This is a genomic window from Balneola sp. EhC07, from assembly GCF_001650905.1.
Classification (GTDB): Bacteria; Bacteroidota; Rhodothermia; order Balneolales; family Balneolaceae; genus Balneola.
Window position 1 is genome coordinate 43,540 of sequence record NZ_LXYG01000004.1, and the last position, 14,099, is coordinate 57,638.

Annotated in this window: 13 protein-coding genes; all 13 read left to right on the forward strand. The window is 40.5% G+C overall.

The annotated features are described in order from the left end of the window. Window positions 1–21: 21 nt before the first annotated feature. The 13 genes from A8B79_RS02820 (at window position 22) to A8B79_RS02880 (ending at window position 14,030) form a co-directional block, all read left to right on the forward strand. Entirely contained in the window at window positions 22–3,024 is a 3,003-nt protein-coding gene (locus A8B79_RS02820; protein WP_066217718.1) for a TAT-variant-translocated molybdopterin oxidoreductase, read from the forward strand. A gap of 26 nt (window positions 3,025–3,050) precedes the next feature. Next, complete coding sequence (gene nrfD / locus A8B79_RS02825) at window positions 3,051–4,475, forward strand: NrfD/PsrC family molybdoenzyme membrane anchor subunit (protein ID WP_066217719.1); 1,425 nt, start codon at window positions 3,051–3,053, stop codon at window positions 4,473–4,475. 3 nt (window positions 4,476–4,478) lie between these two features. Then, entirely contained in the window at window positions 4,479–5,042 is a 564-nt protein-coding gene (locus A8B79_RS02830; RefSeq protein WP_082894040.1) for a DUF3341 domain-containing protein, read from the forward strand. After that, window positions 5,035–6,069: a c-type cytochrome gene (locus A8B79_RS02835; protein WP_235603534.1), complete on the forward strand. Its 1,035-nt coding sequence runs from the start codon at window positions 5,035–5,037 to the stop codon at window positions 6,067–6,069. The genes A8B79_RS02830 and A8B79_RS02835 overlap by 8 nt, the downstream gene beginning before the upstream one ends. Before the next feature lie 22 nt (window positions 6,070–6,091). Then, window positions 6,092–7,312 (forward strand): hypothetical protein, encoded by a 1,221-nt coding sequence (locus A8B79_RS02840; protein ID WP_066217722.1) that lies wholly within the window; start codon window positions 6,092–6,094, stop codon window positions 7,310–7,312. A gap of 10 nt (window positions 7,313–7,322) precedes the next feature. After that, on the forward strand, window positions 7,323–7,862 hold the full coding sequence (locus A8B79_RS02845; protein ID WP_066217723.1) for a hypothetical protein: 540 nt from the start codon (window positions 7,323–7,325) through the stop codon (window positions 7,860–7,862). Between the two features lie 4 nt (window positions 7,863–7,866). After that, window positions 7,867–8,703, forward strand: a complete 837-nt coding sequence (locus A8B79_RS02850; RefSeq protein ID WP_066217724.1) for an SCO family protein — start codon at window positions 7,867–7,869, stop codon at window positions 8,701–8,703. Continuing rightward, a complete protein-coding gene (gene coxB / locus A8B79_RS02855; RefSeq protein ID WP_066217727.1) occupies window positions 8,703–9,641 on the forward strand; it encodes a cytochrome c oxidase subunit II in 939 nt (312 codons plus the stop codon). The genes A8B79_RS02850 and coxB overlap by 1 nt, the downstream gene beginning before the upstream one ends. 1 nt (window position 9,642) lies before the next feature. Then, window positions 9,643–11,397, forward strand: coding sequence for a cytochrome c oxidase subunit I (ctaD, locus tag A8B79_RS02860; protein WP_066217729.1), 1,755 nt, complete (start codon window positions 9,643–9,645; stop codon window positions 11,395–11,397). A 37-nt stretch (window positions 11,398–11,434) separates the two neighbouring features. Beyond that, complete coding sequence (locus A8B79_RS02865) at window positions 11,435–12,088, forward strand: cytochrome c oxidase subunit 3 family protein (RefSeq protein ID WP_066217731.1); 654 nt, start codon at window positions 11,435–11,437, stop codon at window positions 12,086–12,088. A 20-nt stretch (window positions 12,089–12,108) separates the two neighbouring features. Continuing rightward, window positions 12,109–12,426, forward strand: coding sequence for a cytochrome C oxidase subunit IV family protein (locus tag A8B79_RS02870; RefSeq protein WP_066217783.1), 318 nt, complete (start codon window positions 12,109–12,111; stop codon window positions 12,424–12,426). A 330-nt stretch (window positions 12,427–12,756) separates the two neighbouring features. After that, window positions 12,757–13,173 (forward strand): hypothetical protein, encoded by a 417-nt coding sequence (locus tag A8B79_RS02875; RefSeq protein ID WP_153038330.1) that lies wholly within the window; start codon window positions 12,757–12,759, stop codon window positions 13,171–13,173. Beyond that, a complete protein-coding gene (locus A8B79_RS02880) occupies window positions 13,173–14,030 on the forward strand; it encodes an esterase/lipase family protein (RefSeq protein ID WP_066217736.1) in 858 nt (285 codons plus the stop codon). The genes A8B79_RS02875 and A8B79_RS02880 overlap by 1 nt, the downstream gene beginning before the upstream one ends. Window positions 14,031–14,099: the final 69 nt, after the last annotated feature.

Consider the following 14,099-nt stretch of genomic DNA (forward strand, 5'->3'; position numbering starts at 1 on the left):
TAGAACTTTATACATCATCTAATGAGCGAAGTTAAACAAAACACTTACTGGAAAAGCTTAAACGAACTAGCTAAGAACCAGGAATATCAAAAATTTGTTGAACGTGAGTTCCCTGAAAATGCTTCAGAGTTGTCAGATGGATTTTCACGTCGTGGATTTCTTGCAATTATGGGTTCTGCTGTATTACTGGCAAGCTGTGATTTTGCTCGCCGTCCTGTTCAAAAAATATTACCGTATTCTAAACAACCGGAAGACATCGTACCCGGCGTACCATTGTTTTATGCTTCCGCAATGCCGTTTCAGGGAAGTTTAACCGGACTTGTAGTTGAGAACCATGAAGGTCGCCCTACAAAAGTTGAAGGAAATGACATGCATCCCGGTAGCCACGGAGGAACAAGTATCTTCCATCAGGCTTCTGTTTTAGGAATGTATGATCCGGACAGATCAAAGAAAGTTTTAAGAAAAGGCACTGATTCTACTGTAAACGATTTTGTTGATTTTGCTAAGAAGCATTTCGCTGATACAAGTAAGAATATCGCCTTTATTTCAGAAGCCAGCTCCTCTCCTACTTTATCAGGACTAAAAGCTCAGGCTTTAAATAAATTCAGTAATGCTGATTGGGTCACTTATGAACCATTCGGCGAATCAAATGCTCTGGAAGGAACTCAAAAGGCATTTGGCAGAAGACTTCGTGCTCATTTCGATTTCTCTAAAGCAAACGTTTTTGTTTCTCTTGATGATGATGTACTAAATGGTACACATCCAAACAGTGTGGAATACGGAAAGCAGATCAGTGCTGCTCGTAAAGTTACCAGCACTAATGATTCCATGAGTAGAATCTACGCTGTTGAGAACGGATATTCTTTAACCGGTTCTTATGCAGATCACCGCCTGAGATTAAAAGCCAGTGAAATTGATGCTTTTGCTCATGCACTTGCAGCAGCGCTTTCAGGCAGAGTATCAGGATTGAATGCTTTTAGTGGTTATTCGAATCAATTCAGCGATCATGAGTGGATCTCTGCTCTTGCTGATGAATTGATTGCTAACCGTGGCGAATCTGTTGTTTCTGTTGGAAACAATCACTCTGCTAACGCACACGCTGTTGTAGCAGCGATCAATAAAGCATTAGGTAACGACGGAAATACTGTAAACTACCTTGAAGTTCCTCATCTGGATGAAGAGTCCACTTCAGCTTTCAACGCTACTGTTGAAAAAATGAAAAATGGTGGTTACGATACGGTAGTAATGCTAGGAACGAATCCGGTATTCTCTGCGCAAAACAAAGATTTTGAAAATGCACTAAGCAACGTTGAGGAAGTGATTCATCTTTCTGATTATGTAGATGAAACTTCGAAAAAGGCTTCATGGCATATTAATAAGGCTTTTTATCTGGAATCATGGAGCGACGGTCATTCTTATGGTGGTGTTCGCTCAGTAATTCAGCCTCAGATCCAGCCTTTATATAACGGTCTTAGTGACATCGAGACTTTGAACATTATTGTGAACGGAGAAATGACATCCGGATACGATCTTGTTCAAAATACTTGGAAAAATATTTACAGCTCAGGTTTTAAATCTAAGTGGGCTCAACTCCTGCATGATGGCGTTGACACTAATTCAGGATTTAACAAAGCTAACGTTCGCATTTCAAACAGTTTCAGACCTGATACAGGCAAAGACAATGCGATCTCAGGAATTGAAATTACAGTAAGAGCTGATTCTACTTTATATGATGGTCGTTTTGCAAACATCGCATGGTTGCAGGAACTTCCTGACCCAATGACTAAGATCACTTGGGATAACGTAGCGGCGATGAGTCCTGCTACAGCTAAGCAATTAGATGTGGAAAATGAAGATGTGGTAGAGATCACATCAAACGGACAGACTATTAAGATCGCAGCCTGGATCCAACCCGGTCATGCTGATAACAGTATTTCACTAACCGTTGGTTATGGACGTGACGGAATTGGACGTGTTGCCAATCGTTACATCGACTACACAACCGGTGGAGTTGATACTTATCCTTTAATTGGAAATCATTTTGTATCTGAAGGTTCTGTTAGTAAAACAAGCGACACTTATGAAATCGCTTGTGTTCAGGATCACCACAGCCTTGAAGGTCGTGATCTTTACAGAATGGCTACTTTAGAAGAATATAAATCGAACCCAGACTACGCTTCTTTCAAAAGCTACCATACTTATGAAGTACCTGGTATGAAAGAAGCTGCTGAAAAAGGCGAAGATGTGCCGATTTCACTGTTTGATGAGCAAACATATCCGGATTCTGAACCACAATGGGGAATGGCTATTGACCTTAACTCCTGTTTTGGTTGTGGTGTTTGTGTGATTGCTTGCCAATCCGAAAACAATATCCCGGTAATCGGGAAAAAAGAAGTGAATCGCGGTCGCGAGATGCACTGGATTCGTACCGACAGATATTATGTAGGCGAAGATGCTGATGCTCCAATGACAGCTCATCAGCCTGTTCCGTGTATGCATTGCGAAATGGCTCCTTGTGAGCAAGTTTGTCCTGTTGCGGCAACTACGCACAGTGAAGACGGAATGAACCAGATGACCTACAACCGTTGTATTGGTACTCGTTATTGTGCAAATAACTGTCCTTACAAAGTTCGTAGATTCAACTTCTTCAACTTCCCTAAAGAGTTTTTAACAACCGGAGCAGAACCAGATATTATCCAAATGGCGATGAATCCGGAAGTAACTGTACGTTTCCGTGGAGTTATGGAGAAATGTACATACTGTGTTCAAAGAGTTAACAGAGCTAAAATAGACGCTAAGATCGAAACAGGTTCTCCAAAACCTGCTGAAGGTGCTGTTAAAACGGCTTGTCAGCAAGCTTGTCCTGCAGATGCGATCTACTTTGGTGATTTGACCAACGAAAATAGTGAAGTCGCTAAAATGAAGAGAAATGAGCGTAATTATCAGATGCTTGAAGAACTGAATACACGCCCAAGAACTTCATATATAGCTAAATTAAGAAACCCAAACCCAGTTTTGGCATAAGAATTTAATCAGGAATAATTCCAAACATGAGTAAATACGATTACGTACCGGAACCCGCTCTTGTGAAAGGCGATCATGATTTTGCCAGCCTCACACGATTGGTTACTGATATAAACTTAAGACCAACTCCAAAAGGTTGGTATCTGGCAATGATTGGAGCAAATGCTTTGCTCGCCGTACTTGGAATTGCAGTAGGATACCTAATCTGGGAAGGAACCGGAGTCTGGGGACTAAACAATCCTGTAGGTTGGGGTTGGGCAATCATCAACTTTGTTTGGTGGGTTGGTATCGGTCACGCAGGAACCTTGATTTCTGCTGTATTATTCCTTTTCAGACAGGATTGGCGTACTGCCATTAACCGTTTCTCTGAAGCAATGACTATTTTCGCCGTAATGTGTGCCGGGGTTTTTCCTGCCATTCACGTTGGGCGTATTTGGGTTATTTACTGGGTATTCCCGGTTCCTAACCAAATGGCAATGTGGCCAAACTTTAACTCTCCCCTTCTTTGGGATGTGTTTGCTGTTTCTACCTACTTCACAGTTTCCTTCTTATTCTGGTATGTTGGTTTAGTACCTGATCTGGCTACGATCAGAGATAGAGCTACTGATAAAATCAGAAAATACGCTTACGGAATCTTTTCTTTAGGCTGGACAGGAAGTAACCGTCACTGGTGGAATTATGAAAAAGCGTATATGATCCTGGCCGGATTAGCAACGCCTCTTGTACTTTCTGTACACACAATTGTATCCTTTGACTTCGCCGTTTCACTTATTCCGGGATGGCACACCACTATTTTCCCTCCTTACTTCGTTGCCGGTGCAATTTTCTCCGGTTTCGCAATGGTATTAACCCTGATGATCGTTGCCAGAAAGATCTACGGCATGAAAGACATCATGACAGACGACCACATGGAGAAAATGAACATTGTAATTATGGTTACGGGTTCAATGGTTGGTTTTGCATACATGATGGAGTTCTTTATTGCATGGTATAGTGGCGTTGAGTACGAAAAAGCAATTTTCTTATTGAGAGCAACCGGACCTTATGCATGGGCATACTGGGCAATGATGACTTGTAACGTGTTATCTCCTCAATTCTTCTGGTTCAAGAAGCTAAGAAGAAGCGTTGGGTTTACTTTCTTCATCTCGATTGTAGTAAACATCGGTATGTGGTTCGAGCGATTTGTAATTACGGTTACTTCACTCGCAAATGATTATCTACCTTCTTCTTGGGATTATTACTCCCCGACAATTTGGGATATTCTCACTTATGTAGGAACCTTTGGATTATTCTTTACGATGTTCCTGTTATTCTTAAGATTTTTACCGATGATCGCTCTTGCAGAAGTTAAGATGGTAATTCCGCAGGCCGATCCGCACAATTATGATGAGAATCATGACTATCAAGCTCCTAAAGTTGAAATTCCAACTCCTAAAGCTGTGGAGGCATAAATAATGAGTGCACCAGCTAAAAAGAAAATCGAAGAGCAACCAAAGTTGCATGGCATTCTGGGCGAGTTCCGGAATCCGAAAGCTCTATATGATGTAGCTGCTTTAACAGTGAAATCAGGTTACAATAAATTTGATACTTACAGCCCTTTTCCTATTCACGGAATTGATAAGGCAATGAACCTGAAGAAATCTAAACTGGGCTGGATCGTAATTGGTCATGGTCTTGTAGGATTTTGTGGAGCGCTGACCATGATGTATTTCATGGCTGTAATGGATTATCCGATGAATATCAGTGGTAAACCTTTTTTCAATGCGCCTGCATGGGTTCCGATCACGTTCGAATTAACAGTATTACTTTCAGCATTTGGTGCTGTATTTGGAATGTTCTTCCTAAATGGACTTCCGAAATTGAATAACCCTCTTTTTAACGTTGACCGATTTAAAAAAGCTACTGACGACGGCTTCTTCATTTGTATTGAAGCTGAAGACTCTCTTTTCGAAACAGAAAAAGTGAAAGAATTGCTTAAAGAAGCCGGAGCAACACATATAGAGGAAGTATATGACTAACAAGAATGAAATAACTTCTTTAATGACCGCTAAGAATATCCTTAAAATGGCTTGTTTAAGTGGAGCTGCTTTGGTTTTCGCTTCATGCCGTGGGCAGATTTCTGAAAAACCTCCTGTTCATCCTAACATGAACATGGATCAGCAACCCAGAATGGAAGCTCAGGAAGTAAACAAGTTTTTTGAAGACAAGCGCTCTATGCGTCAACCTGTGGAAGGAACCATAGCTCGGGGATTATTGAAATCTGATGTTGCTTACTACGAAGGTACTGACGCAAACGGAGAATGGATCGCCGACATCCCTGTAGAAGTTACTAAAGAATTGCTTTACAGAGGACAAGAGCGTTACGATGTATATTGTTCAGTATGTCACGGCGGAACCGGTGCAGGTGATGGAATTATCATGACCGGAAATTACGGTTATGTTCCGGCTCCTACTTACCATCAGGACCGTTTAAGAGAAGCTCCGGATGGAGAAATTTATTCTGCTATCTATAATGGTGTTAGAACGATGCCTTCTTACGCAACTCAAATTAAAGTTGAAGATCGATGGGCAATTGTAGCCTACATCAGAGCGCTTCAGGCTAGTCAAAATGTTAGTGAAGATGAGATCAACGACTATGATGTTGATGTAAATGAGCTACAAAATGAATATAAAGCTGAACAAGAGCGTTTAGCAGCTCTTGCTGAAGCTCGCAAACCTGAAAAGGAAACTGAAGCTTCTGTACAAATGGGTGAACAATTGGTTGGACAGTATGCATGTGGAACTTGCCACAATGAAGATGGTGCTGAAGGCGGAATTGGACCAACTTGGAAAGGATTATTTGGAAGTACAGCTCAGGGTATTGATGCAGAAGGAAATACGATCTCTATCACAAAAGATGAGACATACATTCGTGAATCCATTGTAGCTCCCGGAGCAAAAAAGACACAAGGTTATGAACAAGGAGTTATGGCCCCTTACGATTACTTGTCTGACACAGAAATTGAATCACTAGTTCTATACATAAAATCACTGAGTGATAACTAAGAAAATAGCTTAATACATTACAATGAGTCATAAGCCAACTATTACAGATTCTCTCGAATTCCCGCAAAACAGCATGATACCACGTGCTGCTTTTGGACTTGGATTTGCAGGATTGATCGCCAGTTTTATCGGTTATTTCTTACAACCTGATCAGTTTTTCTTTTCTTATATCGTAAGTTTTACCTTTTTTGCAGGCATTTCCCTTTCAGCATTGATCACAGTAATGTTGCACCATATTACTAAAGCCAGTTGGGGAACCGTTTTTAAACGCTTTTTTGAAGTATTTTCTTCCAACATCTGGGTTTGGGCTATTTTCTTTATTCCGGTTCTTTTAGGAATGCACAATCTTTACCACTGGACTCATCCTGAACTTTTTGACAAAGCAAGTGCTGAGTTTGATAAGATTCTTTACGGTAAATCAGCTTATTTAAACCAAACTTTCTTCATTGTTCGTCAGGTTATTTACTTTGCGATCTGGGGATGGTTAGGTCACAAACTGTACAAAGCTTCTGTTGAAATGGACAAAACCAGCGATTGGGGCATGACTACGCTAATGAGAAAGATCAGTGCTCCCGGTATTCCGTTGTTCGCGCTTTCTGTTGCATTTGCGGGTTTTGATTGGTTGATGTCCCTTGATCCACACTGGTTCTCAACAATGTTTGGTGTGTATTTCTTTGCGATCAACTTCCAGGCTTTCTGGCCGGTAATGATCTTGTTGGTATTCTTCCTTCAGAGACAAGGAATTTTGAAAGACACCATCAAGCAAGTACATATTTATGATCTTGGCGCATGGTTCTTTGCATTCACTGTATTTTACGCATACATCGCTTTTAGTCAGTTCTTACTGATCTATTACGCTAACCTTCCGGAAGAAACTCTTTGGTTCTATAACAGATTGGAAGGCGGATTTGAATACATCGCTTACGGATTATTGATCTTCCGTTTTGCTCTACCATTTTTACTTCTCATCAACAGAGAAGCTAAGCGCAGCCGTTTCATGTTAGGGTTAGTATCCGTAATTGTTCTGGTTATGCACTTTTTAGAAATTTACTGGATCTCAATGCCGGCTAACCATGCAGGAGATGCTCATGGTCTTCATTTCAGCTGGATTGATATCGCTACCTTTTTAGGATTAGGTGGAATGTTCTTTGGTTTGTTCTTTAACAAGTTCAAAAAAGAAAGCATGATCCCGCAAAACGATCCTAAAATGGACGAATGTTTATCAAAATCTTATCATCATTAATTGTTGATCTATGTCGACTAAGCACAACGCAAAATTTAAAGCACAAGTAGCTATTGAAGCCTTAAATCTCTCTGCAGGGGATCTTGAAGAATTTGCTAAAGTAAAAGGGGTATCAACAGACCAAGTTTTAGATTGGGTATCTCAGCTAAAAGAAAATTCAGCAACAATTTTTGAAGAAGGTCAAGACGCTCATAGTGGTCACCATCACGCATCCGGAGAAAATGTAAATCTTGAAACAGAAGATGAGCTCCTTATAGCTGCGGTTTCTCACGGAGTTAACGATGATAACCTGAATTATAATAAGCTTTTCTTCTGGACCACTTTTGGAACAGGTCTGGTAGTTGTAATTATTTATGGATTGATACAGTTTGCTCAGGCCAGCTGGTTTGATGCACAAAACGAAGCTGCTGTAAATAGTCAGTTTTCCGAAATAAAAGAATTGAAAGCTAAGGATGCGGAAACGCTGAATAGCTATGGTGTTGTTGATCTGGAAAACGGAACATACAGAATACCAATTGATCAGGCTATTAATAAGATAGCTGAAAATTAATTTTATGAGACGCTTTGCACTGTTAGCATTTATTTTGTTTGCAGTGCTTCAACTTCCATTTCGAAGTTTTGCCCAGAGTAGTAATACGGGTACTTCGCAAGCGCTGCAAGACGTAGGCATCGAGGAGAAACTCGGAGATATTATTCCTCTTGATGCAAAATTTTCCACCGTTGAAGGTGATAGCATCCGTTTAGGCGATTTACTCGAAGAAGGAAAGCCTGTAATTCTGAATCCTCTCTATTATGAATGCCCGATGCTTTGTGGTTTAGTTGTTGATGGTGTAATTGATGTTGTTGATGAACTGGCATGGAAGCCCGGAAAAGATTATCTGGTTATATCGTTCAGCATTGACCCACTGGAAGACCACAACATGGCAAAAGAATATCGTAGTAAGTACATCAACAAACTTACTAATACAAATGCTGAAGAAGGCTGGTACTTTTTAACCGGTAAACAACCTCAGATTGACAAAGTAATTGATGCTGTGGGCTTCAAATACAACGAAGTTCAGGGAACCGGAGAATATGCGCACAGTGCAGCTATTATTATGCTGAGCCCTGAAGGAAAGATCACTCGCTATCTTTACGGCATTAAATACAACGAATTTGATACAAGAAATGCTTTGTTCGAATCCGCCGATGGTAAAATTGGCAGTACTGTTGATAAAATTCTAATGTACTGCTATCAATACGATCCTGATTCTAACAGCTATGTGCCGGTTGCCATGAATATTATGAAGATTGGGGGCTTGGCTACTCTAATAATTCTCGGTATATTTCTCACCCTTTTTTGGGTACGGGAAAGACGTAAAAAACAATCACAAAACTTCGACTATAACTAATGGACAGACTGTTCGAATTCATGCTTCCTGAGGCGAAATCGCCTACAGCCGACAGCACCGATGCCTTGTTTCATTTTATCAATGAAGTGAGTCTCGTTCTTTTGATCGGGATCACTATCGCTCTCATTTATTTTGCGATCAAATATCGCAGAAGATCTGAAGATGATGAAACTCCGGTAATTACTCATAACAATACTCTGGAAATTACATGGTCAGTGGTTCCACTCCTGATTTGTTTTGTGATTTTTGGATGGGGATACACCGGTTGGTTAAACCTTAAATCTGTTCCTGATAATGCGTATGAAATTCAGGTTAACGGTTTTAAATGGGGCTGGAATGTAAAATATGACAATGGTGCTCAAACCCTTAATGAAATTCATGTACCTGAAGGCAGACCGGTAAAGATCGTTCTTCAATCTTCAGATGTACTTCACTCTTTCTTTGTACCTGATTATCGTGTAAAGCATGATGTTGTTCCCGGGCGCTACACTTACGTTTGGTTTGAAGCTGAAGAAGCCGGAGAATCCATTGTATTCTGTACGGAATATTGCGGAACCGGGCACTCTGATATGCTTGCAAAAGTAATCGTACATACTGAAGAAGACTTCCAAACCTGGCTTGAAAAGAATGGCGGCGGAGTTTCAGGAACACCTGTTGAACAAGGAGAGCAATTGGTTCAGCTTCAGGGTTGTACTACATGCCACTCTGACGACGGTTCAAGACTGATCGGACCTTCTTTCAAAGGACTTTGGGAAAGCGAAGAAACTCTTTCAGATGGTTCTACCGTAACCGTAGATGAAAACTATCTGCGCGAATCAATTTTAAATCCCGGTGCTAAGATCGTAGAAAGCTACGATAACGTGATGACTCCTTATGAAGGAAGAATCTCTGACGAAGAAATCACCAATATCATCGAATATCTAAAAACGCTTAAGTGATATGGCAACTGCTGAAGTATCAAATAAAAAAACTCTAAAAGTTCAGCGCTTTAAACCATCTGATAATCCTTCCAATACCTATCTCACAGATGAAAAAGGTGTTTGGGCATGGATGACTACTGTAGATCATAAGAAGATCGGGATCATGTATTTGGTTGCCGTTGCTATCTTTTTTGCAGTTGGTGGAGCATTAGCGCTTCTACTTAGAACTGAATTGATGACCCCTGCTAAAACTTTTATTGAGGCAGATACATACAATCAGTTATTTACCCTGCACGGAGCCATTATGGTATTTTTCGTGCTGGTTCCTTCAATTCCTGCAGCATTAGGTAACTTCATTATGCCGATGCAACTCGGGGCAAAGGACGTAGCCTTCCCAAAACTGAACCTTGCCAGTTTTTACATCTATGTAGCCGGTGCAATTTTTACTTTTATTGCGTTAGCTCAACATGGTTTAGACACGGGTTGGACCTTTTACACTCCGTATAGTACAGAATCTTCCAGTAGTGTGATTTGGGTAACCATGGGGGTATTTATACTTGGATTCTCCTCTATCCTGACGGGAACTAACTTTATTACTACCATCCATAAAATGAGAGCTCCGGGAATTACCTGGGGAAAACTTCCTTTGAATGTATGGGCACTGTATGCTACTTCCATTATTCAGGTATTGGCAACTCCGGTACTTGCAATCACCGTTCTTCTGTTAACAATGGAAAGATGGTTAGGTTTTGGAATCTTTGATCCTGCTCTTGGTGGTGATCCGGTTCTGTTCCAGCATTTCTTCTGGTTCTACTCCCACCCTGCTGTATATATCATGATCGTACCGGGATTCGGAATTATTTCAGAAGTGATCTCAACATTCTCTAAGAAAACAGTATTCGGTTACTGGGCGATTGCACTTTCTTCTTTAGCGATTGCATTCATCGGTTTCCTTGTGTGGGGACACCACATGTTTACTTCAGGACAATCTGCAGTAGCAACTACCGTATTCTCATTCCTGACTTTCTTGGTAGGTATCCCGACAGGTATTAAGATCTTTAACTGGATCGCGACCTTATATAAAGGCTCCATTAAAATGGATACGCCTATGATCTATGTATTTATATTCCTGTTCTTATTCTCCATTGGTGGATTTACAGGAATTATGCTTGGTGCGCTTTCAGTAGATATTCACTTGCATGATACATACTACGTAGTTGCTCACTTCCACTATGTTATGATGGGTGGAACACTGATCGCACTGCTTGCAGGATTACATTTCTGGTGGCCAAAAATGACCGGAAAATTGTACAATGAAAAGCTTGCTAAAATAGCTTCTGTATTCATTTTTGTTGGATTCAACGTGACCTTCCTACCGCAGTTTGTGATGGGAGCACAAGGAATGCCGAGAAGATATTACAACTATGTAGATCAGTTCACAGCTTTCCACCAAACTTCAACAATTGGTTCTTACTTGTTGGGCGTTGGATTCCTAATCATCCTCTACTACCTGATGCACTCTCTGTTCAAAGGAGCAAAATCTCCGGCAAACCCTTGGGGAAGTCGCGGATTGGAATGGCAGGCAACATCACCACCTGACTTCCACAACTTTGATCACACTCCAGTAGTAATTCATGGTCCTTACGACTACCACCAGCCGATGGAAGAATTCCAGTTAGGGTTAGCGGTAGACACCAACGGTCATGATTCCGAAACAGCCAAAGAAGTTGTTGATAAGGAACGTGAGCAGTGGAAAAACTACAGTTTAGGCTAAAAAGAAATTAATTAATAAAACACACACGGAAATCTAAATGTCAAATCATTCACAGGCACATCCTGCTCATCTTCAGCACCACTTCGTGGACTCTGATCAGCAGTTTGATGCAGCAAAAATGGGGATGTGGGTATTTATCGTTAATGAGATCTTATTCTTTGGCGGTTTATTTTGTGCTTACATCGTATTCAGAGCATGGCACCCGGATCTATTTACACAAGCAGCAACAGAGTTAAACACTGTTTGGGGAGCAGTTAACACACTGGTTCTTATCGGTAGTAGTTTAACGGTTGCGATGGCTATTCGGTCTGCTCAAAAAAATCAAATCAAAGGATTGCAAATCAATCTTTTGATCACTATTGCATTAGCTTGTGTTTTCTTGCTGATTAAGTATTTCGAGTATTCTCATAAATTACATATTGGGATCTGGCCGGGTGCAGAATTGTATACTTACGAAGGAATCGATCACCCGTTAGCTCACGTATTCTTTAGCATTTACTATGTAATGACAGGAATTCACGCCATTCACATTATTGTTGGTATTGGCTTGATGATCTGGATATACATCCGCGCTAAGAAAAATGAATTTGGCAGCGAGTATTACACTCCGGTTGAAATGGTTGGTCTGTATTGGCACTTGGTTGATGTGATCTGGATCTTCCTATTCCCGCTACTTTACTTAATTGAATGATATTATCTGAGGACAAAACAATGAGCGAACACAATCATCACGAACATCACGTTTCATCTGCCGGCCAACTTTGGGCGATCGGTATAGCATTAACACTCCTCACCATCTTAACAGTTGGACTTTCTTATGTAGAAATTCCGGCTCCTTTTGATGTTGTTGTAGCACTTACAGTTGCATTCGGAAAAGCATTCTTAGTTTGCGCTTTCTTCATGAACCTGTACTGGGATACTAAATTTAATACCATGCTTCTTATTGGAGCATTTGCATTCTTTATTCTGATGGTAGCCGTAACACTACTTGATACACTGTATCGAAATGATGTAGTGCCATCTTTTTAAAGAATAATTATTCTTTTTCTCAAAGCCCGATTTATTAAGTTGAGTCGGGCTTTTTTATTGTTAATAGATTTTATTGTAATCTCAGAAAAAGCTTCCAACTACACCGACCTTTAGAATTATTGGCGGAGCAAGAACGTAATAAAATCGACGGCTCCGTAGGAGCAATCATTACACTTATGGCTGATTTTATGATTTGATTGATTTACCCTGAATAGATCTCCATCAGCGTAAATCAACAAACTGACATCGTCAGTTACTAAAATCAGCGCAATCAGTGATTCCTATTTCACCTAAACTTCCTTAGCTTCTACACAACAAATCATCTTAGCTTTGAAACGACGACCATTAATTACCATTCTTCTCGCACTATCCTGTATAGTAAGCTCAGTGATGTTAGTGGCTACTCCTTCACATAAAGCTATAGATTACAGTGCATCTGAAAACTTAGATTCATTGATCGCTTCGGCACTGAGCCAGGAACCATCCATTGGCGCAAACTTCAGAAGATACGATATTGAAGTCGACTCCAATTTTACCCGAACGGTATACAGAGTTCCTGTTCATCCTGCTTTTTCAAAAACGATGTTTCATTATTCTTTGCATCAAACGCTTTCAAAGCTTAAGATCGAATCACCGGCTAAAGTCCTTTTTCCTGAAAGGGATATGAATATCTATATTTATGATAACGGGACGATAAGAAGCACGATCAGATTGATCACCACCGAACCTAAACAAGAAAGTGAGTAATGGGAAAGAGTAATCCTCCGGCATTGATAAAAAGGCTACAGCTAAAGGAATTTACGCAACCTGATATCATTCAGACAAAGTATCCTATGTTTTTGTGTCATGGTTTCGGAGCTTTGGGTTCGTTGATGAAACCCTCTCCCCTTCACGATCCTGCTATGTTGATGAGAGAGCACGGAGTAATTGCCTTTGCACCAAATGTAGTTCCGTATGCTTCTATTGAAACCAGAGCCAAGAATTGGGTTCGATTGATCAACAAAGTGTGCGACGATCATGGATTTGAAAAAGTAAACGTATTGGCACACAGCATGGGTGGACTTGATATGCGTTATGCTTTAACTCACCTCGGAATTGCTGATAAAGTTGCTTCGTTAACAACCTTAGCAACCCCTCATCGTGGTACTTTTCTTGCAGATCTGATTCTGAAGACACCCGAAATCATCACAGAAAAACTAAGCGGTTTAGTAGATTGGTTTGGTGATAATGTGTATCCGAGCGAAAAAAGTCAGGTACTTAGTTCTGTTGAACAATTGTGTCGATCATACATTCAGGAAAAATTCAATCCCAAAACTCCTGATGTGGAAGGATTTCCGTATTTCTCGTACAGCGCAGCCGTCGGTAAAGGAACTGATTTTTCCCTCAACCCGGTATTCATGTTTCAGAACAATCAGATCTTTGCAAAAGAAGAAGCAAATGATTCCTTTGTATCTGTAAAAAGTGCCCAATGGGGAGAACACCTTGGAACGGTTCCGTTATCGCACATGCACCAGATCAATGTCCAGGTAAGCAAAGAATTCAAACCCATTTATAATGACTTCTGGGTGGAAGTGCTGAAAATGTTGAAAGAGAAAGGATTTTAGTGAATATTGAATAATGAATATTCAATGATGAATTAATTCTAAACCTCGTTCCGAACGTCTCGTTCGGAA

Excerpts from the sequence above, each read along its gene's own strand:
- A8B79_RS02820 (WP_066217718.1), top strand. The coding sequence starts at position 22 with ATGAGCGAAGTTAAACAAAACACTTACTGGAAAAGCTTAAACGAACTA.
- nrfD (WP_066217719.1), top strand. The coding sequence starts at position 3,051 with ATGAGTAAATACGATTACGTACCGGAACCCGCTCTTGTGAAAGGCGAT.
- A8B79_RS02830 (WP_082894040.1), top strand. The coding sequence starts at position 4,479 with ATGAGTGCACCAGCTAAAAAGAAAATCGAAGAGCAACCAAAGTTGCAT.
- A8B79_RS02835 (WP_235603534.1), top strand. The coding sequence starts at position 5,035 with ATGACTAACAAGAATGAAATAACTTCTTTAATGACCGCTAAGAATATC.
- A8B79_RS02840 (WP_066217722.1), top strand. The coding sequence starts at position 6,092 with ATGAGTCATAAGCCAACTATTACAGATTCTCTCGAATTCCCGCAAAAC.
- A8B79_RS02845 (WP_066217723.1), top strand. The coding sequence starts at position 7,323 with ATGTCGACTAAGCACAACGCAAAATTTAAAGCACAAGTAGCTATTGAA.
- A8B79_RS02850 (WP_066217724.1), top strand. The coding sequence starts at position 7,867 with ATGAGACGCTTTGCACTGTTAGCATTTATTTTGTTTGCAGTGCTTCAA.
- coxB (WP_066217727.1), top strand. The coding sequence starts at position 8,703 with ATGGACAGACTGTTCGAATTCATGCTTCCTGAGGCGAAATCGCCTACA.
- ctaD (WP_066217729.1), top strand. The coding sequence starts at position 9,643 with ATGGCAACTGCTGAAGTATCAAATAAAAAAACTCTAAAAGTTCAGCGC.
- A8B79_RS02865 (WP_066217731.1), top strand. The coding sequence starts at position 11,435 with ATGTCAAATCATTCACAGGCACATCCTGCTCATCTTCAGCACCACTTC.
- A8B79_RS02870 (WP_066217783.1), top strand. The coding sequence starts at position 12,109 with ATGAGCGAACACAATCATCACGAACATCACGTTTCATCTGCCGGCCAA.
- A8B79_RS02880 (WP_066217736.1), top strand. The coding sequence starts at position 13,173 with ATGGGAAAGAGTAATCCTCCGGCATTGATAAAAAGGCTACAGCTAAAG.